18 protein-coding genes are annotated in these 19,355 nt (G+C 43.1%); 7 read left to right on the top strand and 11 right to left on the bottom strand.

From position 1 onward, the window contains the following. Nucleotides 1-117 precede the first annotated feature (117 nt). A complete protein-coding gene (locus FW759_RS07570) occupies nucleotides 118-738 on the bottom strand; it encodes a thiol:disulfide interchange protein DsbA/DsbL (RefSeq protein ID WP_446442618.1) in 621 nt (206 codons plus the stop codon). A gap of 359 nt (nucleotides 739-1,097) precedes the next feature. On the opposite strand from FW759_RS07570, the gene ubiG reads away from it, so the two are divergent. From ubiG to FW759_RS07550, 4 genes are all read left to right on the top strand, one after another. Continuing rightward, nucleotides 1,098-1,946 (top strand): bifunctional 2-polyprenyl-6-hydroxyphenol methylase/3-demethylubiquinol 3-O-methyltransferase UbiG, encoded by an 849-nt coding sequence (gene ubiG / locus FW759_RS07565; protein WP_095569313.1) that lies wholly within the window; start codon nucleotides 1,098-1,100, stop codon nucleotides 1,944-1,946. Nucleotides 1,947-2,013: 67 nt separating this feature from the next. Beyond that, nucleotides 2,014-2,724, top strand: a complete 711-nt coding sequence (locus FW759_RS07560; RefSeq protein WP_446442617.1) for an HAD family hydrolase — start codon at nucleotides 2,014-2,016, stop codon at nucleotides 2,722-2,724. An 83-nt stretch (nucleotides 2,725-2,807) separates the two neighbouring features. Then, the gene (locus FW759_RS07555) at nucleotides 2,808-3,632 is read left to right on the top strand and encodes a YciK family oxidoreductase (protein WP_443530202.1); all 825 of its coding nucleotides are present in this window, start codon (nucleotides 2,808-2,810) and stop codon (nucleotides 3,630-3,632) included. 117 nt (nucleotides 3,633-3,749) lie between these two features. Continuing rightward, a complete protein-coding gene (locus FW759_RS07550) occupies nucleotides 3,750-4,016 on the top strand; it encodes a DksA/TraR family C4-type zinc finger protein (RefSeq protein WP_095569311.1) in 267 nt (88 codons plus the stop codon). Nucleotides 4,017-4,106: 90 nt separating this feature from the next. Here the strand turns inward: FW759_RS07550 and FW759_RS07545 are convergent, their stop codons facing one another. Together FW759_RS07545 and ompR are read right to left on the bottom strand one after the other, a co-directional pair. Next, on the bottom strand, nucleotides 4,107-5,291 hold the full coding sequence (locus FW759_RS07545; protein ID WP_446442623.1) for a CobW family GTP-binding protein: 1,185 nt from the start codon (nucleotides 5,289-5,291) through the stop codon (nucleotides 4,107-4,109). 23 nt (nucleotides 5,292-5,314) lie between these two features. Continuing rightward, nucleotides 5,315-6,073: an osmolarity response regulator transcription factor OmpR gene (gene ompR, locus FW759_RS07540; RefSeq protein ID WP_062843586.1), complete on the bottom strand. Its 759-nt coding sequence runs from the start codon at nucleotides 6,071-6,073 to the stop codon at nucleotides 5,315-5,317. Nucleotides 6,074-6,462: 389 nt separating this feature from the next. Between ompR and FW759_RS07535 the strand changes: the two genes are divergently transcribed. After that, nucleotides 6,463-9,012 (top strand): helix-hairpin-helix domain-containing protein, encoded by a 2,550-nt coding sequence (locus FW759_RS07535; protein ID WP_446442616.1) that lies wholly within the window; start codon nucleotides 6,463-6,465, stop codon nucleotides 9,010-9,012. 217 nt (nucleotides 9,013-9,229) lie between these two features. On the opposite strand, the gene FW759_RS07530 is transcribed toward FW759_RS07535, so the two are convergent. From FW759_RS07530 to FW759_RS07520, 3 genes are all read right to left on the bottom strand, one after another. Then, nucleotides 9,230-9,709 carry a hypothetical protein gene (locus tag FW759_RS07530; RefSeq protein WP_446442615.1) on the bottom strand — a complete coding sequence of 160 codons (480 nt, stop codon included), beginning with the start codon at nucleotides 9,707-9,709 and terminating at the stop codon, nucleotides 9,230-9,232. A 489-nt stretch (nucleotides 9,710-10,198) separates the two neighbouring features. Next, on the bottom strand, nucleotides 10,199-10,978 hold the full coding sequence (locus FW759_RS07525) for a hypothetical protein (RefSeq protein ID WP_446442614.1): 780 nt from the start codon (nucleotides 10,976-10,978) through the stop codon (nucleotides 10,199-10,201). A 504-nt stretch (nucleotides 10,979-11,482) separates the two neighbouring features. Further along, on the bottom strand, nucleotides 11,483-12,769 hold the full coding sequence (locus FW759_RS07520) for a saccharopine dehydrogenase family protein (RefSeq protein ID WP_446442613.1): 1,287 nt from the start codon (nucleotides 12,767-12,769) through the stop codon (nucleotides 11,483-11,485). Between the two features lie 574 nt (nucleotides 12,770-13,343). On the opposite strand from FW759_RS07520, the gene FW759_RS07515 reads away from it, so the two are divergent. Beyond that, nucleotides 13,344-13,499 carry a DUF1328 domain-containing protein gene (locus FW759_RS07515; RefSeq protein ID WP_084387210.1) on the top strand — a complete coding sequence of 52 codons (156 nt, stop codon included), beginning with the start codon at nucleotides 13,344-13,346 and terminating at the stop codon, nucleotides 13,497-13,499. A 113-nt stretch (nucleotides 13,500-13,612) separates the two neighbouring features. On the opposite strand, the gene FW759_RS07510 is transcribed toward FW759_RS07515, so the two are convergent. The 5 genes from FW759_RS07510 to tnpA all read right to left on the bottom strand — a co-directional run bounded on the left by FW759_RS07510 (nucleotide 13,613) and on the right by tnpA (nucleotide 18,120). Beyond that, nucleotides 13,613-13,906 (bottom strand): 4a-hydroxytetrahydrobiopterin dehydratase, encoded by a 294-nt coding sequence (locus FW759_RS07510; protein ID WP_062843591.1) that lies wholly within the window; start codon nucleotides 13,904-13,906, stop codon nucleotides 13,613-13,615. Nucleotides 13,907-14,019: 113 nt separating this feature from the next. Further along, complete coding sequence (locus FW759_RS07505; protein ID WP_446442612.1) at nucleotides 14,020-14,313, bottom strand: GNAT family N-acetyltransferase; 294 nt, start codon at nucleotides 14,311-14,313, stop codon at nucleotides 14,020-14,022. A 269-nt stretch (nucleotides 14,314-14,582) separates the two neighbouring features. Next, nucleotides 14,583-16,019: a fatty acid desaturase family protein gene (locus tag FW759_RS07500; RefSeq protein WP_446442611.1), complete on the bottom strand. Its 1,437-nt coding sequence runs from the start codon at nucleotides 16,017-16,019 to the stop codon at nucleotides 14,583-14,585. Between the two features lie 189 nt (nucleotides 16,020-16,208). Then, complete coding sequence (locus tag FW759_RS07495; protein WP_446442610.1) at nucleotides 16,209-17,399, bottom strand: flavin reductase family protein; 1,191 nt, start codon at nucleotides 17,397-17,399, stop codon at nucleotides 16,209-16,211. A 310-nt stretch (nucleotides 17,400-17,709) separates the two neighbouring features. Beyond that, nucleotides 17,710-18,120, bottom strand: coding sequence for an IS200/IS605 family transposase (gene tnpA, locus FW759_RS07490; protein ID WP_131393269.1), 411 nt, complete (start codon nucleotides 18,118-18,120; stop codon nucleotides 17,710-17,712). A gap of 48 nt (nucleotides 18,121-18,168) precedes the next feature. Here tnpA and FW759_RS07485 point away from each other — a divergent pair, with 48 nt between their 5' ends. Further along, the gene (locus tag FW759_RS07485) at nucleotides 18,169-19,272 is read left to right on the top strand and encodes an RNA-guided endonuclease InsQ/TnpB family protein (RefSeq protein ID WP_443530213.1); all 1,104 of its coding nucleotides are present in this window, start codon (nucleotides 18,169-18,171) and stop codon (nucleotides 19,270-19,272) included. The last annotated feature ends 83 nt before the right edge of the window (nucleotides 19,273-19,355 follow it).

The following is a 19,355-nucleotide window of genomic DNA, read 5'->3' as shown; positions in this document are numbered from 1 at the left end:
GTCTTAAGAAAAAAAGCCAATCGTTTAAAGATTGGCTTTTTTATGGGTGGCTTTCTTGTAGAGTGATAGGTCAGCTAGCAGTTACTCATACATGACCTATCAGCAAGAAGCCCTACATTATTTTTTTTCAGCGCGAACTTTGTCTACCAAGAACTCAACCACTTTAGGAACAGTCGCATCTTCGCCAGTCACAACGTATTTACCTTGTACGACGACAGCAGGTACACCAGAAAGCTGATAGCGCTTAGCACCAGCTTGTGAGCGACCAATTTTTGTACCAACCGCAAACGAGTTATAAAGACTGTTGAATTTCTTTTCATCAACCCCTTTTGAACCATACCATTTGCTTAAAGACGCCTGATCGAATAGCTTTTTGCCATCTTTATGAATCGCATTGAATAGTGCACTATGGGTTTTGTTTTCAAATCCTAAAAGCTGTGCGGCATAAAAACCACGAGCATTGGCTTCCCAAACTGGGTTAAGCGCTGCTGGAGTCTTGAGAAATACCACGTCTTTATCTTTGGTCTTCGCCCATTTTTCCATATGCGGGTCAAGCACATTACAATGCGGGCAACCATACCAGAAAAATTCACGAACAATGATAGCATCACCGCTGATTTTTTCTGGATTTTCTATCACGCGATAGTCTTTTCCAGCAACGTAGTTGGCAGCTTGTGCGCCCATAGTAGCAAATCCAACGGCCATAGCCAGACCAGTCAGTGTAATGACACGTTTCATACTTTATCCTTGAGGTGTGAAAACTTAGGTTTGTGTGAATATCGGTTTGTTTGAATATCGACAGATAGATGGCTTTAAGTACATAAACGATATAGCGTCAAGTATAATCTAGCCATAGTAGCGTATCGACTATGATAACGTAAAACGCGTGTGCTTGTGAATCCGAATCTTAACTAACAGTTGTAAAGCTGTCAGTTATTATTTAAGGTACATTTCTTACAAACGTTTGCATTGGTTAAAACTGCTCACAATCAGTGACGATGTACTTACGACAAAGTCGGCTGTCTCATGCTAATATTGAGCGCATAATCGTACGCTTTAGACAACAATAATGATAACGACAATACAGGAAAACCGTTATGGGTTCAGCTATTCCTTCTTCAAATGAGCACGCAGACAGCAATCTCAATGACACAGCGACTAGTACTATCAATGTAGATCCTAGTGAAGTAGAAAAGTTCAATAAATTGGCCAGTGAATGGTGGAGCAACACGGGTGCTTTTGCAACCTTACATGAGATCAATCCGCTACGTTTGAACTGGATAGAAGAAAACGTTAAGCGTGGTTATCAAAGTAAAGATCTCGCTAAAAGCAATGAAGCGCCTCACGCCCTGAATAAAACGGCTGAGACAGGGCTTAGTGGTAAAAAAGTGCTGGATGTCGGTTGTGGCGGTGGTATATTGTCAGAATCGATGGCACGTCGCGGTGCTGATGTCACAGGAATTGATTTAGGTACCGAAAATCTAAAAGCGGCAGCACTGCATGCCGAGCAAAGCGGTTTAGACAATACCTTACGCTACCAGCATATTCCAGTAGAAGACTTAGCAAAAACGCATGCAGGTCAGTTTGATGTGGTGACTTGTATGGAGATGCTGGAGCATGTGCCCAATCCAAGCTCGATTGTGCAGGCATGTTTTGAACTGCTGGCGCCAGGCGGTGTGTGCGTGCTATCAACAATCAATCGCAATCCTAAATCTTATCTATTTGCCATCGTTGGCGCAGAGTATGTCTTACGCTTGCTTGATCGCGGTACGCATGACTATGCCAAATTCATTACCCCTGCTGAGCTTGATAAAATGGCAATAAATGCTGGCTTTACGCGCCAAGACATCATTGGTTTGCATTACAATCCATTGACCAAACGCTACTGGCTGGCACAAAACGTCGATGTCAATTATATGATTGCCGTACAAAAACCCGTTGCTTAAACTGTGCTTAGTGGTTTTATGACCTCCTATTTTACTCAACATGTTATCCGTATTAAGAGCCTTAATTATGACTGAATTTGTAAAAGCGGTTTTGTTTGATCTTGATGGGACGCTAATCGATACCGCTGCTGATTTTGTCCGTATCATTGGCAAAATGAGTCTCGAAAACGATTGGCAAGCGCCACCTGAAGCAGAAATCCGTGAGCAAGTTTCGGCAGGTGCGTCAGCAATGGTAAAGCTGATGCTAAGGTATAATGATCAACTTGAAGTGAGCGAAGAAGCTTTACTGACTTTTCGTCAACAGTTTTTAGATGACTACGAAGCAGATATATGCGTAGATAGTTGCGTGTTTGCTGAGTTAGAAGAGGTCTTGACCACGCTTGAAAAACAAAGCGTGCCATGGGGTATTGTGACCAATAAGCCGCGCTATTTGGCAGAGCTGTTATTGCAAAAGATGGCGTTAGATGAGCGCTGTGCTGTGTTGATCTGCCCTGATGATGTGTCTCGCCCAAAACCAGATCCAGAGCCTATGTATATGGCGTTAGAGAAGCTGAGTATTCCTCGCGGTGCTGCTGGCTGTGTACTGTATGTGGGCGATCACATACGCGATATCGAAGCTGGTAAGGCGGCGGGTATGCCGACGATTTTAGCAGCCTATGGTTATATTCCTCCTGAAGATCAAAAAAGCCTAAAAACGTGGGGCGCTGATTATATTGTCGATACACCTAAACAGTTGAATGAGCTGTTACTGTCTTCTGGTCGTTTTGAGTATATATAAATAGCTTTTTATGTAAGGCGTTATTTAACGCCAATGTTAGGCCAGTATTCCCAATTCTTAAACGATAAGTAGTGAGCCATACCATGAGCACAAAAATTGATCAATCAGTGGAGACGCAAGCCACTCATAGCCGTACCGAGCCTTTGACTCATGACGCTATCCGTAACTTTTTGCCACCTGATAACTGTTTAGATGGAAAAACTATTCTGGTGACAGGGGCGGGTGATGGTATTGGTCGTGTGGCTGCATTAACTTATGCCCGTTATGGCGCGACCGTTTTGCTACTCGGTCGTACCAGCAGTAAACTTGAATACGTTTATGATGAAATTGAGAGCTTCGGTGGTAAGCAGCCAGCCATGCTTCCGATGAATTTAGAAGGCGCAACCTATGCCGAGATGCAGCAACTAGAAGGACTGATTAATAAAGAAGTTGGTCAGCTGGATGGTATTTTGCATAATGCTGGTATGCTGGGGCAACTGACACCTCTTGAGATGTACGACGTTGATATGTTTGCCGACGTGATGAAGGTTAACTTTACGGCAACCTTTATGCTCACACAAGCCTTACTTCCGCTGTTAAAAGACGCCGATCATGGTTCTATCGTCTTTACGTCCAGCACGGTTGGTACGCATCCGCGTGCATTCTGGGGTGCTTATGCGCTCTCAAAACAGGCGGTAGAGGGTATGAGCGATATTTTTACCCAAGAGACGCAAAACACCACCAATTTGAGATTCAATTGTGTCAATCCTGGTGGTACGCGCACCAATATGCGTGCTCATGCTTATCCAGGAGAAAATCCCATGAGCTTAAAAACACCTGAGGACATTATGCCAGGGTATGTCTGTCTGATGAGTGATGACAGTATTGGGGTACGCGGACAAGTGATTGAGTTACAACCAAAAGACTAGCTTTATATTTTATATAGTTTTAGGGTTGCTATGAGGTTGTAATCAGTTGGCAGATACCCCATCTATTTGTTATTAAAGAATTTATATATAAGTAATAATAACAAATAGGATAAAACTATGGCAGGTGGCTGGTCAAGAGATGGTGCAGAGCACGAACAAATGGATGCAACCGTTAACGATGCGTTAGAGCGCGCTCGACGTGCATTGCCAACGGGCGTAAGCGCTGAGTTTTGTGATGAATGCGGCAATCCCATTCCAGAAGCCCGGCGATTGGCAGTGCCAGGTATTCAGCACTGCGTGAGCTGTCAAACCGAGCTTGAGCAAGAGGCAAGGGCGGCGGAGCTATTCAATCGCCGCGGTAGTAAAGACAGTCAACTGCGTTAGTGGCAGGATAAGAAAGAAGCCTACTATGTATACATAGTAGGCTTCTTTCTTATTCTCATTTTTAAGGCAATGATGTTGAAAATAAGTTCACTATATCACTAATGCCATCAATTCTCGGTCGCGCACTTCCCAATCTATAGCAGACGTCACAGGAGAAGCATCGTCCAAGTCCATCTGATCGCTTTCATCCCTTGCCTGTAAAATAACCTCAAGTCGGTTGTCTAATTGACTGGCAACAGTGCTCGTGGTCAAACTGTCAGGGGTAAAGTTGATTTGTAACCAACCGTCAGAAGTATGAACTACGCCTTTAATACGTTGCCAGCTTGGCAGTTTCAGCAGCCATTCTTGTAACTCATCAGCATGCAATACATAGTGTGCTGGTAGTCGCCACCCTGCCAATAGCATGTCTTGCTGCTTTTCATGATAACGATAAGGCAGCTCAATATCTGGACTGACCGAATTATCATCATTATCCTGCGTAGTACTTGAGAGTGAAGTAGGCGATAGAGTAGTATTTGGTGGTCGCAAACCAACAGAGCGTTTTTGAGGATGATTAATATTAATAGTGCGCTGCTGCGCGATAATATGGCTGGGCGTCGCTAGCTGATTATTTAGCGCAGTTATATCCGTAGTCGACAAACTGTCATTGTTGGGCACAGCTTGTACAGCACTTACCCAAATAATATGTACCTGCGCATTGAGTTTGGTTACCCATGCTTGTAGTGCTTGCTTATCGCTATCACTCAAGTGTGTATAGCGGTTAATTACCAAGACATCGGCATCTTTAACATGAGCTTGAAAGCCGTCATGAGTACGATACTTGTCTTGCTGCCATTGCACACCGCTCAACACTGCGATGACGGCTTGCATTTGTAACGCCGTCTGCCAATGCGGCGCACTAAGCTGATGTATCAGCTCACGCGGATGAGCAAGTCCTGTAGGTTCAATAATAAGGCGCTGCGGATGATGGTCACTGAGCAGACGGCTAATCGCAATCTGGAGCGGCAGCTGACTGGTACAACAAATACAACCGCCGCTGACTTCACGAATAGCGATACTATTCTTATCGATCGCCTCGTCTTGGGAGCTTGCCAACAGCGAACCATCAATGCCAATACGCCCAAACTCATTAATCAATAACGCCCAGCGCTCATCGACAGGCTTACTGGCTAACAGCTGGTTGATAACCGTGGTTTTGCCAGCGCCCAAAAACCCTGTCACTAAAGTGCAGGGTATATTTTGGAAAACAGTAGATTTTTTCAAAGCAACATTCATCATAATAATGAGATTAAAACAAACTATTCACTTTTGATGGTTTCGATCTCGGCTTCATCAGGTACGAATACATAACCGACACCCCATACGGTTTGGATATAACGCGCTTGTGACGGGTTGTCTTCAATCAGACGACGTAGGCGTGATACTTGTACATCGATTGAGCGTTCCATTGCACCCCATTCGCGACCACGGGCCAAATTCATCAGTTTGTCACGAGTCAATGGCTCACGTGGATGCTGAACCAAGGCCTTTAATACCGAAAACTCACCAGTCGTTAACGTGACCACATTGCCATCACGTTTGAGTGTACGCGTGGAGAGATCAAGCGTCCATGGACCAAACTCAACAACTTCAAGCTGATGGCTTGGCGCACCAGGTAGCTCACGATTCTGACGGCGCAATACCGCTTTGATACGAGCCAGTAGCTCTTTTGGGTTAAACGGCTTAGGCAGGTAATCGTCCGCACCTGCTTCAAGACCAGCGATACGATCGGCATCGCCACCTTTGGCTGTCAGCATGATAATAGGGATATCGCCATTGTTTTCACGCAGACGCTTACAGATATTGATACCGTCTTCGCCTGGCAACATCAAATCCAATACCACCAGTGAGAAAAGCTCACGCTGCATCAGCTTGTCCATCTGACTGCCATCATGCGCCGTACGCACGACAAAACCATCGTCTTCTAGAAAACGTTGTAACAAAGAGCGCAAGCGGGCATCGTCATCAACCACTAGAATGCGCTGAGTTAAAGTGTCAGGGCTATTGTTGTCAGTCATATAAGCATCCTCTTATAAAAATTATTATCAGCAAAACAATGGGTAAAAATAAGGTGGTTTATAAAGTATTGTCATCACTTTTGGGTCAATATTTTCGAATCAGTCCATAACCTAGCAAAACGGTATAAAATCTTAAAACATTTGTTCAATACAGCAGTACTTAGCGATATTTGTGCTATTGATACTTTAGTGTATAAGATTGCAGTCCCAATTGCATCACCCATAAAGAAAAATGCTGTATGCGTTTGTTTAACAAGGCGACAGAACTTATGATATAAGAGGATTTTTGCTATAAAACACGCGATAAATAACGAAAAGATAAAAAGGATTTTTATTCATGCAGCTTTTGCTATAATGCAAAACTACATTTCTCAACGATTGATACGTATATGAGTAGCACTGATACCTTAACGCCATCTCAAACCTCGACAAATGCGCAGGTTTTGGATGCAACCACACACGCGAATATTCACGACAAGCTTGCTCGCGCGCTTGGCATTAAGACTGCTCAAGTCAATGCGTTTGTCAAACTTTACGATGAAGGCGCGACCGTTCCGTTTATCGCCCGTTATCGCAAAGAGAAGACCCAGAATCTTGACGATGCGCAATTGCGAGCTTTAGAGAAGTCTCTCAACTATGAGCGTGACATGGCCACTCGTCGCCTCAAAATTACCGAGCTATTGAGCACACAGGGTAATTTGACTGACGAGCTACAGACCCGTATTGATAATGCGACGTCTAAACTTGAGCTTGAAGACATCTACTTGCCATATCGTCCACGTCGTCGTTCGCCAGCCGCCAAAGCAAGAGCTGCGGGCCTTAACGTTGCGGCCCAAGCGATTCTTACTCAAGAAATATCGCCTACTGATGCCCTGGCCGATTATCAGATTCAGTCAAATGTGACCGATGATAGCGGTCAAGAAATTGAGGTTGATTTCAGTGACATTGAAAAACAATTGGCTGGTGTGCAAGCCATCATCGTCGATGAATGGACGCAAGCACTAGATTTGCTGGATAACTTACGTAATGGCTTTGCCAAAACTGCCAGTATCGTCTCGACTGTGGCCAGTGAAGAAAAACGTGAAGTCGGTGAGAAATTCAAAGATTATTTTGAGCATAGTGAAAGCCTTGCGCGTCTACCGAACCACCGTTTATTAGCGATGCTGCGTGGTCGTCAAGAAAACGTACTAGGGTTAAAGGTTGAGGGCGAAGACGCACCTTTCATCGAAAAAATCATCAATCATTTTGATATTGATGCAAAAGCCCCTGCCGCCCGTCGCGAGTTTTTGGCAGAAGCGGCTAGCAGCTTGTGGAAAGACAAATGGCGTCCGCATATTGAGCACCGTCTATTGACTGAAAAGCGTTTGACAGCCGAAGCAGATGCCATTGAAGTGTTTGCGAATAACTTGCAGCATTTATTGATGTCAGCACCTGCTGGTCGCAAAGTGATCTTGGGCGTTGATCCTGGTATCCGTCATGGTGTAAAAATGGCCATTGTTGATGCTCAAGGTCATGTGATGTTGAATAGCGAAGACAAGCCTGTTGTCGCAACCGTTTATCCATTCGCACCTGATAACAAGATAGATGAAGCCAAAGCAGTTATCGATGAGCTACTAAGCACCTATCAGGTCGACTTGGTTGCTATCGGCAATGGCACTGCCAGTCGCGAAACCGATGCGATGATTAAAGAGATTTTGGCCGCCAATGATGGCCTAAAAGCTAAAGCCGTTATTGTTAATGAGTCAGGCGCTTCTGTCTATTCGGCCAGTGAACTTGCCAGTGATGAGTTGGCAAATCTAGACGTGTCCGTACGCGGCGCCGTTTCTATTGCTCGTCGTTTGCAAGATCCTCTATCAGAGCTGGTCAAGGTTGATCCAAAGGCGATTGGCGTGGGTCAGTATCAACATGACGTCAATCAAAACCAATTGGCTGATAGTTTGGACAAAGTCACTCAAGACAGCGTGAATGCGGTCGGCGTTGATGTAAACACGGCCAGTCCTGCTATCTTGGCGCATATTGCTGGTCTGAATAAAAATGTCGCACAGCAAATTGTCACTTACCGCAAAGAACATGGTGCCTTTGAGAGCCGTGAAGCGCTAAAAAATGTCCCACGTCTAGGGGTAAAAACCTTTGAGCAAGCGGCAGGATTTTTACGTGTTCATGATGGTAGCAACCCACTAGATGCCACTGGCGTTCACCCAGAAAGTTATGCCTTGGTTGATAGCTTACTAGCGCAAGCGGGCAAGCCTTTATCAGAAGTCATCGGCAACGATAGTGTACTGAATACTATCGATACGACTGCACTGGCTGCTAACGATGATAATGTCAGCGTAAAAGCGATTATCGAAGAGCTTGCTAAACCTGCACGTGATCCACGTCCTGAGTTTAAAACGGCTAACTTCCGTGATGATGTCAATAGCATCAAAGACCTTAGCGAAGGTATGACATTAGAAGGTGTGGTTACGAATGTCACTGCTTTTGGTTGCTTTATTGATGTTGGCGTGCACCAAGACGGTCTAGTGCATATCTCACAGATGGCCAATGATTTTGTCGCTGATCCCATGAACCGTGTTAAGCCAGGCGATATTGTCTCAGTACGCGTCATTTCTATCGACGAGAAACGCGGTCGCATTGGCTTTAGTATGAAGCCTGAAGCCGAAAAGCCAACTCGCACAGCGACAAAGGCTGCTGAGGCTAACTCAAGTAACGATGATAAAGCCACTCGTCCTCGCAGTAGCCGTCCTGCAGCTGATAAGCGTCCGTCATCGTCAAAACCACGTGGCAGTCGTCAAGACAATCGCCAAGAAGGCCGACAGGACAAGGGCAGTACTAATACGCGTGGTAAAGCTGCTAAAACTGAGAGCACGGAAGTGCCTAGCAAGATGGGTACATTTGGCGCCTTGTTAAAAGAAGCAGGCGTGACGAAAACAAAAAAATAATACATATGCATTTGATATGAATAATTTCAAATAATAAAAAAGGCAGCCATCGGGCTGCCTTTTTTGTATATAGTATTTGTGGAAATCAGCATTAAACATGTGTTGAAAAAGAAACTTCCAAGTACTGTTTGAGTATTTGGGTTTATTCAACCTTCAAAACCAATCCGTGCCTGAATCTTTTTATATATTTGACATATTTAAAGCTGGCAACCAAGATCTACTGATCCATCATGTCTGCTTCTTGCTCTTCTTGTAGCATGTCTTCTTGTGAGTCTTGCATACCTTGTGGTTCAACTTGTAACTGCATGTCTTGTTGAGCTTGCATGTCTTGTTGAGCTTGCATGTCTTGTTGAGCTTGCATCGCCGTAGGCATTGCTTGCTGAGCACTGGCAGGGTTACTAACTTTATTCACACTGGCTCTTGAGATGGTTTGAGTTTCATTAATTACAAACGGACTGGATTGATTAGCACCCTGTTCCACATTCGGACTGGTAGCCTCAGTCTCCATACCATTATTAGCAGATGTAGCTTGCATCTCTGCTTGTGCGGTTTGTATATTCGCTTGCGCAGCTTCCATGTCTGCTTGTGCAGTTTGCACATTTGCTTGCGCAGTATCAGCAGGTGCGGCCATAGCCAAACTTGGGAGAGTAAGTGTGGCACCAATAAGTAGCGATAAAGGTAGAGTACGTTTTTTCATCAATGGATTCCTTAATTTATAGTCTTATAGTGTCAGTTTAAAGGGATTTAAACTTCATGACTATTTAGCGTTGTTTTATATATAAAAAATTAATGTAGTATTTCAAATATATATATTTAATATCTCTAACATTCAATCTGTAGAAAAAATAAAATCATGATAACCATTAAGCGATTATCATGATCGATTTGGATGAAGAGTTTTATAAGCTAAACTAAATGGGTTACAAACTCTGAGTTGGAGAATAGCAATTAAACAATCGATAATTCAGTAGTGCATAGATTAAAAGTCTAACAGATTGATGTTGGCAGGTGACTTTGTGCAACTACTGTACGCTTATTGTCAGATTGAACAACCTCATAAAAGACACTATCTCTGACGTTATCAATACTTCTATTAATATCGATAGTCACTAATATAAATACAGTAGAGATTTTTACGGTTTATCAACCCATTAGCGGTTTGCCATTCTCAACGTATGATTCACGATTAAGGGTTGGTATCAGGTACACGTTTAACAGGAAAAGTTTGATTGATCTCCGTATTATCGATGATATCTGCATCTGCTTCCTCACCAACGATAACCGTACGATCCGCTCCCTCAATAGCAACTGCTGTTCCTTGTGCGGTATTCACACGGTTGATCTGATCTGAGGGCGCTATGATGACTTCTTTTACACTGTATTTAGCGGGTCGGATGACACGAGTTGTGTTAACAACGACAGGCTCCATGGTACGAGTCTCAGCAATTGCTACTTGTGCCTCTGGCTCTTTGACTTCACTGACAATGGGTATAGGAAATTTGTTGCCAAAGTGATTGTCACACTGCTGCATAGTCAATCGCACTGGATTGCCTGCCGCATCCATATAAACGTTGACAGGCATGTCAGCGGCGATAGGCACATATTTTCCTACCAAGGCACCTGAGACACCATAGCGTCCATTTGATTGACCGACGCCTAAGTCACAAGCACCTGCCGCATAATCGCTCGTGGTCAAGCGGTTACTATCAACGACACTTTGAGGAATCATGACTTCTGACAAGCGCATTTTTTTGACTGTAGCTTCTCCTGCTTGGCGTTTGGGGTTTTGATAAGTATAAGGCGTATAAAACTTGGCCGAACCATCTTTGACAGCGGTGACGCACTCTTCATACGTGTCGTAACCCACATTACCATGGCTATCCGTTACCATAGCCGCGCTCGCCGAGCTGGCAAACATGGCAAAGCCTGAACCTAATACAGCAGCCGTTAATATATTTAATCTCATAATGGTTTCCTCTAAATAATAGATAAATTTTCAATGAAAAACGTAGCAGATAAAAACAGCGAAAATCTCAGACCGCCGTTTGTTATAACGAAATTTTTTGCTGGCATTCACTATATAAAAGGCATTGATTATGTTTAAAAGAATAAATTAATTTTTGAAAATCAATACGCTCAACATTCAAATAAACAGACAGTAGAATGCAGTTGATGCCACAACCTGTCTAATCCTACGTCATTCACTGCAATATGGCTGTGACATTAAGCAGAAGATATGTAGCATAGTGTGTTGGAAACTCAAAAATTGGCAACATCTTTTACCTGAAAATAACGTTATTATTCTTTTTTAACATTACTCAAGCAGAATCTCAGATAATAAAAAGCCGTGCCTTTTATGCAAGGCACGGCTGTGACCGTTGAAAGCTATAACCTACGATAACCTAAGATAGATTCAAAAACTCAGAAAATAGAAGCTATATGAGTTTATTCATATAGCCCAGCAGTACTACTAGTCATTGATCACTTCAAAACTCAAACCTGCATGTTCTTCTAAACGGGCCAACAGTTTGTCACCCATGGCAGAGGTAGGGGTCCAAAAACCACCACCAACGTCGTCTTTGCTAATATCTTGTGCCAAACACAATGCCGCTTGTGACAGCATTTGCGAGGTGCTGCCATAACCTGGATCTTTATCACCAGTCACTTTGGTCTGAATGGTATCGTTTTTGGCGGTTTGTCCAAAGAATCGAATATCAAAATAACCATCGTCTTGCTCTTCTTTAGACGGTCCAGAACCCGATTTGGGTAACACATGCTTGGATAAAAACTCACGGCTTGGTTTTACCATCATGGCTGTGGCAAACCCAAACAGGCCAGCACTCATGGCGTAGCTTGATAGTTGCCCTTTGACGCCATCTTTCATCCACATTGCTTCGTCGTACTTAAAGTCGCGACCATACTCATAGTCGAGTAGCTGGTTGGTACGATGAACGATACGAGTATTGATGCTCGCCATAACAAAAGGCGCTAGCCAGCGTTTGTGCTCATCGTCATATTCTGGTTTGCTAATGTTGGTTTGACGCACGCTTGGTGCCGCTTCATCGTTATTAAGCAAATAAGGGTTTGCCACTTGTTTGCGACGTGAAGGATCCTGTCCGACTTCTTCAAAAATAGTGGCCATTGAAGCAATGGTACCGCCTGACAAACCACCTTTGGCTGCTTTTACCCTCATATGTACCACGTCACAAGCTTCGCCAAACGTTTCTTCTGCTTTGGTTTGGGTAAAGTAAACGCCCAAATCCGATGGTATCGAATCAAAGCCGCATGAGTTGACAATACGAGCGCCACTTTGCTTAGCAGCATCTTGATACTTATCCATCATGTCTTTAATAAAAATGGCTTCACCAGTAAGGTCAACGTAGTCGGTACCATTCTCAGCACAAGATTTAATCAGAGGCTCACCATATTTCAGATAAGGGCCAACCGTTGAGATAATGACTTGGGTTTTTTTGGTCATCTCATCTAGGCTGCTTGCATCATTACTGTTTGCAATAATGATGTCGACTGGACTTTCAAGTTCAGACTGCAATTTATTGAGTTTTTCCTCATCACGACCTGCGATTGCCCAAGTGACATTCGCACCATTTTTATCTTTGGCGTTTGATAGAAAATTGGTTAAGTAGTGTGCGGTTATCTTGCCAACGAAGCTGGTTGCGCCATACAGAACCACCGCATAGGGGCGGCTCTCTGTCACGGTTTCTGGTGTGGTTTTTGTCGTATCCATATTGTTGCTCATAGTGATTGTCCTTATTGGTATTTTGATAAATGGAATCTTTATAAATGATGGTGTTAGTAAATACTGAGCCAAATCGTCTCTTTGAGCAATAGGTTTGTTTGCTCGCTCAGTCTTACTATTGGTATTTATATCTATTACTGCTCAGATTTCTAGCGCCGATATTTTAGATAATAGATATTTGGCGAAATGTATGTAGTTATAAAAACGCTTTATTTATCCTTAATATTTATAGCAGATTATAAAATGAAGGCATTTATTATCTAGTGTTGTTCACCATCGAGACACATAAGTCATATAAAGAGGGACAAACGCGTCATAATAATAAGTTTTGCTACAAAGATTACATAAGTTATCGCTATCATTACTAAAGTGAACGTTTCTTTTAATTGGATATTGCTACTCTATAATCGTAAACGGTTAGAAAGCATACTAAAAAAATAAGAAGTAATTTAAAGGAAGGTTAGGGGAATTAAAGCAAATATTGGTAGTGACTTTTTAGTATAAGTCATTCAGTTTGAATCTACTGTATATGTTTACCTATTTGATCTTTCAACAATAATTTGAGGAGAATGTTATGTTTCGCTGGGCTATAATTTTTGCAGTGGTTGCGTTGATAGCAAGTTTATTAGGTTTCGGCGGTGTCGCTGGACTATCTGCTAATTTGGCATATATTTTCTTAGCAGTTGCTGTCATTTTGTTCATCGTTGCGTTTGTCGGTCGCAAGATGTAATACTAAGTTTGATTGGTTTAGATAAAAAAGTCCTCAATTGAGGACTTTTTTTATGCGCATCATAAAACTTATTGCGCTATAGATAAATGGTTAACCAAAAAATGAATACTTAACTAAAACCGTTTTGGTTGAATAATATGCTCCATACGTTTTGCTAAACGAATATCCAAACTTGAGATACCGCCAGTATCATGTGTGGTCAAACGAACTTTAACCACATTATAAACATTGTGCCATTCAGGGTGATGCTCTAGCGCTTCGGCATGAAACGCTGCTTGATTCATAAAGCTCATGGCTTCAATGAAATCGCCGAAGTGATAACTTTTGACGATACTATTGCCATCCCGCTGCCAGCCTGCTAGGTCTTCTAGCTGCAAATCAATTTGTTTGTCAGATAAACTACTCATATTAATAACCTTATTATTATGTGGGGTTGGTTTATTAAAGTTATATGGATGACAAAATAGGCCGTAAGATTTTAACGGCTCTATTACTGTCTCTATGGTAAATGACGATCAAACTATAGTAAGTCCTGATATTCTGGATGTTTGCTGATGTACGCGGATACAAACGAGCATTGGGGTACCACTTTTTTACCGTTTTCACGCGCATAATCTAAGGCCCTTTTTACCAATGCAGAGCCAATACCGCGCCCGCCCAATGCTTGCGGTACAATGGTATGGTCATAGACAAGGGTATCGCCACGTTCTTGATAGCTGATGTAACCCGTTTGATTGTCGATAGAAGTCTCAAAACGGTTTGCTGATTGATTATGGATAATTTCTGGTGTTGGATCAGACATTTGGTTGCTCATGATGATGCTCCAATATTGAATATTATTATTGAATTTTTAGTATTTATTCAGTGTCATACATGGCATTTTGATAATCTTCTATTACTCATAGTGAGTAGTCAAAAAATGCCATGTTATAGATCCAATTATGGATGAATGCCGTACAATTATCTAGGAACTGACCGTAAATCTAGATAGTATGAATGTTAATATATTTACGTGTGCCCTTACCTAAAAAAGTGGCATTGGCTACTGATGTGCTCGATCACAGCATCGTTTTTCACAATATATTATTTTGCATACGCCAAAGTATGACGAAGGGTAGGTGGCAAGAATCGGCTCCAACCACCCAAACGGTGCTCACTCTTATCAATACTGTCAGCAGCAGTATCTGCTTTAGCCAACGATTGCGTATAAGCGTGATACTCTTCGGTGGTGGGCTGGCTAAAGTGATGAATGCGCTTTAATACTTGCCATAATTGCTGGCTAAAGCGACCCGTATTGTATTCCAGATTGTATTTTTGACACAGTGCTTGCACTTGCGGCGCAATGCCAGCATAGCGGCTGGCGGGCATATCAGGAAAAATATGGTGCTCAATCTGATGGGATAAATTACCTGTTAAAATGTGAAACCACTTGCTGCCTTTGATATTACTAGAGCCAAGGATTTGTCGTACATACCAATCGCCTTTGCTCTCATTGGCATCAATATGCGTATAAATATGTGCCTGCTCAGTGAAATGTCCACAAAAAATCACAGCCCATGTCCACAGATTGCGGGCAACATTGGCAGTGGCAGTGCCGCTCAAGGTCGTGAGTGCGCTACGACCACCGAGTGTCAATCCAATCGTAGTTGGCAAGACGACGTAATCTTTTGCCAATTGTCTTGCGATTTTGGCAAGTAAGGCATGTGTTTTTTGTTGCATCGTTTGGTGCAACTCGGTGGAGTCGGCATATTCTTCAACGCTGATTTGAATGTCATGAAAAGCAACTGCCCATTCAAAACCCAGTGCTAGGACAGCTGTTTTGAACAGATTGTTACGGTCACTTGGCGTCCAAGCCTGCTCTTCAGTAATCCGAATAAGGTGGTAGCCGACATCGTGATCGAGACCAAAAATATTGGTAAAGGTATGATGTAAGTAATTGTGCGAATGCTGCCATAATGGCGCAGGGCAAACATTGTCCCAATCGAACTTTTGGCTATTAAGGTGCGGATGCTGCATCCAGTCATATTGGCCATGCATGACATTATGCCCAAGCTCCATATTGTTCACTATTTTGCTAAAACTGAGTAGGGCGGTCCCCAATAACCAAGTGCCACCTTGATAGCGCTTCGATGACAATCGGCCTGCCACTGCGAGTAGTCCGCGACCAGCCATCTCGCTACAGGCGACTGCGGCGTAAATTCGTTGTATGTAACGCGCTTCGTCACTCCCAAGCGACTCCATTACCTCTTGATACAGTGCGTTTAACTCTTCGCCGAGTGCTTCGGTCTGAGGCTTTGTTAAAGGGTTGCCTGTCAATATTGGATAATGTCCAGACTGTGGCTGCCTGTTGGCATGACTATTGTCATAATGATGGCTCTCATCCATCGCTACGTTCTCTTTTTTAGGCATACTATGAGTTTTCTCTGATGCTAAAGGCTGAGACGTCTCCAACTGTCCCTCATTTGAGAGAGGCAAGTAGGGTACAGCTGATTGAGCCTTGGTAATCGGTAGTAAGCGCATAAATGATCCTTAGTCCAAACCATCCAACTTATGGGTATTGGGTTCGGTTCAATGTAGTGAGTTGACTAATTAATGGTAAAAAGCATAAAAGCAGATTGATAGAAAAACAGGCTGATCTGTCATTAACAGACGTTCGCTTAAAAACTTTCAATGATAGACAGTGACACATATCAAGCGGTTATGGTGTTGTTAGACATCTAGCACCACATCCGTTATCGCAACATTGATACAGGTTTGAATGAATTCATTGCCATCGTGGCTTAGCTTGCCTGTTTGGATATTTTTGACCACGCCGCTGATTTTATGACAACGGCATAATTGGCAGATACCTTGGCGGCAACCATGAGTTAGGCGGATGCCTGCTTTTTCGGCGCCAGCCAATAGGGAGGTATCACTACTAAACTGTCGTTGCCGTGCTCGTAAATAGACCGTCTGTGTCGGTGCTGTCGATTCTTTATCGAGGGTTGGCTCATGGGTTGCATCAAAAAAATTGGTGGCGAAGTTTTCTACAATGATGTTATCACGCAGCGATTTCCCATCGGGTAAGGTAATCTGGGCAGCAGCGTTATACAAACTTGTTAATAAGGCGCGCGAACCGCAAGCGAATATTTGTGTTTCTGCCAATGAGAGGCCGAGTGTTAATAAACTGTCGGCAGTTAGATGCCGCGTACCTGCTAAATAAGTACTAGCGTCTGCTGTATCAATCAAATGATAAGTAAACTCTGGGTAGGCGGTTGCCAGCTGTTGCCATTGGCTTTGGAGTAGAATGGTGCGATTATAATGCAATAGAATGACGTGGTGGCCATTGTGCAATGCCTCAGTGATAAGACCCAGCATTGGCGTGATACCGCTGCCACTAGCAATAAATAATAATGGTGCTAATTGATTATGTTCTGTCTCTTTGACCAATGATGCTTCTGCCAAGGTAAAAGAGCCTGTTGGTACGCTGCTTTGAAGGGTTGTGCCGATTGGCATACGTTTGGTCAGATAATCCGACACCAACCCTTGCGGTTTGATCGCAACAGTGACAGTATGACGCAGTGGATTTTTACTGGTTTTAGCCTTGGTGCTGTCATCAATCCACCAAAGTGGGTGCTCTGGCAAGCCCACTAGCGAGTAACTGCGCTGATGAAAAATTCCTGCAAGGGCAACGCTCACATTGAGGTATTGTCCACCCTGCCAGTCCTCCTGTATGCGGAGTGCTTGCTGTCTAAAAGCGCGATTGGTTTCAAATCGTAGCGCGATTAAATCATCACTCAGCCGATGCCGTGCTAATAGTCGTATCTTGGGCATGCTCAATGACCAAAACGGATGCAAACGTGATTCAATAAAATCAACGAAAGCACCTTGAACCCATTCAGGACGGTAGCCGGTGGCCATAAAACTCTTACCTTTGTGATGATTGTGAATGACGTGCTCAGTGTCCTATCAGTCTTTGAGCATCTTTACTGATTTTAAGCGGGTTTAACCCAAGTAAACATACGAAAACGGCTTGATGCCGATATTATTTTGTTAAGACATGCTAACATTCTAACGGCTATTGGTTAAACTATCGAAAGGTTTAATGATTTTTTTTGTGCCATTTATAAAGCGTTTATGACAGCTTGGTGACTTGCCTTACTCAGTTGACCGCGCTCATCTCTCATTTTATCCTCCGTTGCCGTAACTATGCTTACACACAGAAAGTTGTTTAGTGTGGTGTATTCTGCTGTTCGATATACTGACGGATAATCTCGATTGGAGCACCGCCACAAGATCCTGCAAAGTAACTAGGCGACCAAAGGGCATCAGCCCATACTTGCTTTTTGATAGATGGATATTCTTTTTTACGCAATAACCGACTAGACACACCTTTCAAACTATTTACCAAGCTAGAAATAGCCACTTTAGGCGGATAAACCACCAATAAATGTACCTGGTCGCTTTCGCCATCAAACTCAACCAGTTCAGCCTCAAACTTCGTGCACACATCAGAAAAAATAATCTGCATATCGTCTAAAATCTGTTTGGTAAAAATTTGTCTGCGGTATTTCGTCACAAAGACCAAATGCACATGAAGATTGTAAACAACGTGCCTACCCCGTCTTAAATCGTTTGACATATAATTAGACCAATTATAAAATAGAAGAACCCAATTATACTTAAGCTTATGAAAACACTCAAGTTACGCATACGAGACAAACACACAGACCAACTGAACCGCCTAAGCGGTTCGGTTAATTTCGTATGGAACTATGTCAATGCGTTAAGCTATGAGCATCTTAAGCGTACTGGCAAATTCTTTAGTGCCTATGACCTAAGCGAATACACCAAAGGTAGCGGTGAATTACTGGGCTTACACTCTCAAACCATTCAAGCCATCAACGAAACCCACGCCAAAAGCCGTAAGCAATTTAAAAAAGCAAAACTACACTGGCGGACCAACAATCCAAAAGCCAAGCGTCAATCATTGGGTTGGCTACCCTTTAAACAATCTGCCATTAAACACATCGCTACCCATGCCACAGGTAAAAAGGGCTTAAAATCAACCTTGCAACTTAGCTTAGCCAAAGGGCAAAAGCTAATCATTGACCTATGGGACAGCTATAATTTAAGCCTATATCAAATTAACACTTGCGAACTGGTACAAGACAGCCGTAACCGTTGGTATGCGTGTATTACCGTCAAAGACTATCCCAAACCATCATGCGGAATTGGTAGCGTAGGTATTGATTTAGGCTTAAAAGACAGTGCCACCGCCTCAAATGGTGACAAACTACAAATCAAACAAACACAGGCATGGGCTAAAAAACTGGGTATCGCCCAACGTGCCAAAAATAAACAGCGTGTTAAGGCAATCCATACCAAAATCAAAAATACACGCCAAGACCTCATACACAAATTCACCACCCAATTAGTCAAAGATAATGCTCTAATCGTGGTTGGCGATATTAAAACAACTCAATTTAACAGCAAAAAAGGCAAACTAGCCAAATCGGTTTACGATGCAGGTTGGTTTGAACTCAAACGACAATTGACTTATAAATGCGAGAACGCAGGTTGCCGTTTTGAAATCGTAAATGAGAAATACACTACCCAAACCTGCTCGTACTGTGGCGATATGTCCAGTAGTCCGAAAGGTAGAGCAGATTTGCGAATAAGAGAATGGACTTGTGCGAAGTGTGGCGCAAGGCATGATAGAGATATTAATGCCAGTAAGAACATTCTTGCGGTCGGGCTTGACCGTCTTGTAGAAGGAATCCCCTCACTTTAGGGAGGGGAGGAAGTCAAAGCAGTGACCAGATAGAAATGACAGCGCTTTGCGACAAAAGGGGTAAAACACCTGCTAAAACAACC

This window comes from Psychrobacter sp. 1176_08 (assembly GCF_052850615.1).
This window is presented reverse-complemented; position numbering and strand designations above follow the sequence as displayed.

Bases quoted from the DNA above. Each gene is read 5' to 3' on its own strand.
- FW759_RS07570 (WP_446442618.1), bottom strand. From the start codon at position 738: ATGAAACGTGTCATTACACTGACTGGTCTGGCTATGGCCGTTGGATTT.
- ubiG (WP_095569313.1), top strand. From the start codon at position 1,098: ATGGGTTCAGCTATTCCTTCTTCAAATGAGCACGCAGACAGCAATCTC.
- FW759_RS07560 (WP_446442617.1), top strand. From the start codon at position 2,014: ATGACTGAATTTGTAAAAGCGGTTTTGTTTGATCTTGATGGGACGCTA.
- FW759_RS07555 (WP_443530202.1), top strand. From the start codon at position 2,808: ATGAGCACAAAAATTGATCAATCAGTGGAGACGCAAGCCACTCATAGC.
- FW759_RS07550 (WP_095569311.1), top strand. From the start codon at position 3,750: ATGGCAGGTGGCTGGTCAAGAGATGGTGCAGAGCACGAACAAATGGAT.
- FW759_RS07545 (WP_446442623.1), bottom strand. From the start codon at position 5,291: ATGAATGTTGCTTTGAAAAAATCTACTGTTTTCCAAAATATACCCTGC.
- ompR (WP_062843586.1), bottom strand. From the start codon at position 6,073: ATGACTGACAACAATAGCCCTGACACTTTAACTCAGCGCATTCTAGTG.
- FW759_RS07535 (WP_446442616.1), top strand. From the start codon at position 6,463: ATGAGTAGCACTGATACCTTAACGCCATCTCAAACCTCGACAAATGCG.
- FW759_RS07530 (WP_446442615.1), bottom strand. From the start codon at position 9,709: ATGAAAAAACGTACTCTACCTTTATCGCTACTTATTGGTGCCACACTT.
- FW759_RS07525 (WP_446442614.1), bottom strand. From the start codon at position 10,978: ATGAGATTAAATATATTAACGGCTGCTGTATTAGGTTCAGGCTTTGCC.
- FW759_RS07520 (WP_446442613.1), bottom strand. From the start codon at position 12,769: ATGAGCAACAATATGGATACGACAAAAACCACACCAGAAACCGTGACA.
- FW759_RS07515 (WP_084387210.1), top strand. From the start codon at position 13,344: ATGTTTCGCTGGGCTATAATTTTTGCAGTGGTTGCGTTGATAGCAAGT.
- FW759_RS07510 (WP_062843591.1), bottom strand. From the start codon at position 13,906: ATGAGTAGTTTATCTGACAAACAAATTGATTTGCAGCTAGAAGACCTA.
- FW759_RS07505 (WP_446442612.1), bottom strand. From the start codon at position 14,313: ATGAGCAACCAAATGTCTGATCCAACACCAGAAATTATCCATAATCAA.
- FW759_RS07500 (WP_446442611.1), bottom strand. From the start codon at position 16,019: ATGCGCTTACTACCGATTACCAAGGCTCAATCAGCTGTACCCTACTTG.
- FW759_RS07495 (WP_446442610.1), bottom strand. From the start codon at position 17,399: ATGGCCACCGGCTACCGTCCTGAATGGGTTCAAGGTGCTTTCGTTGAT.
- tnpA (WP_131393269.1), bottom strand. From the start codon at position 18,120: ATGTCAAACGATTTAAGACGGGGTAGGCACGTTGTTTACAATCTTCAT.
- FW759_RS07485 (WP_443530213.1), top strand. From the start codon at position 18,169: ATGAAAACACTCAAGTTACGCATACGAGACAAACACACAGACCAACTG.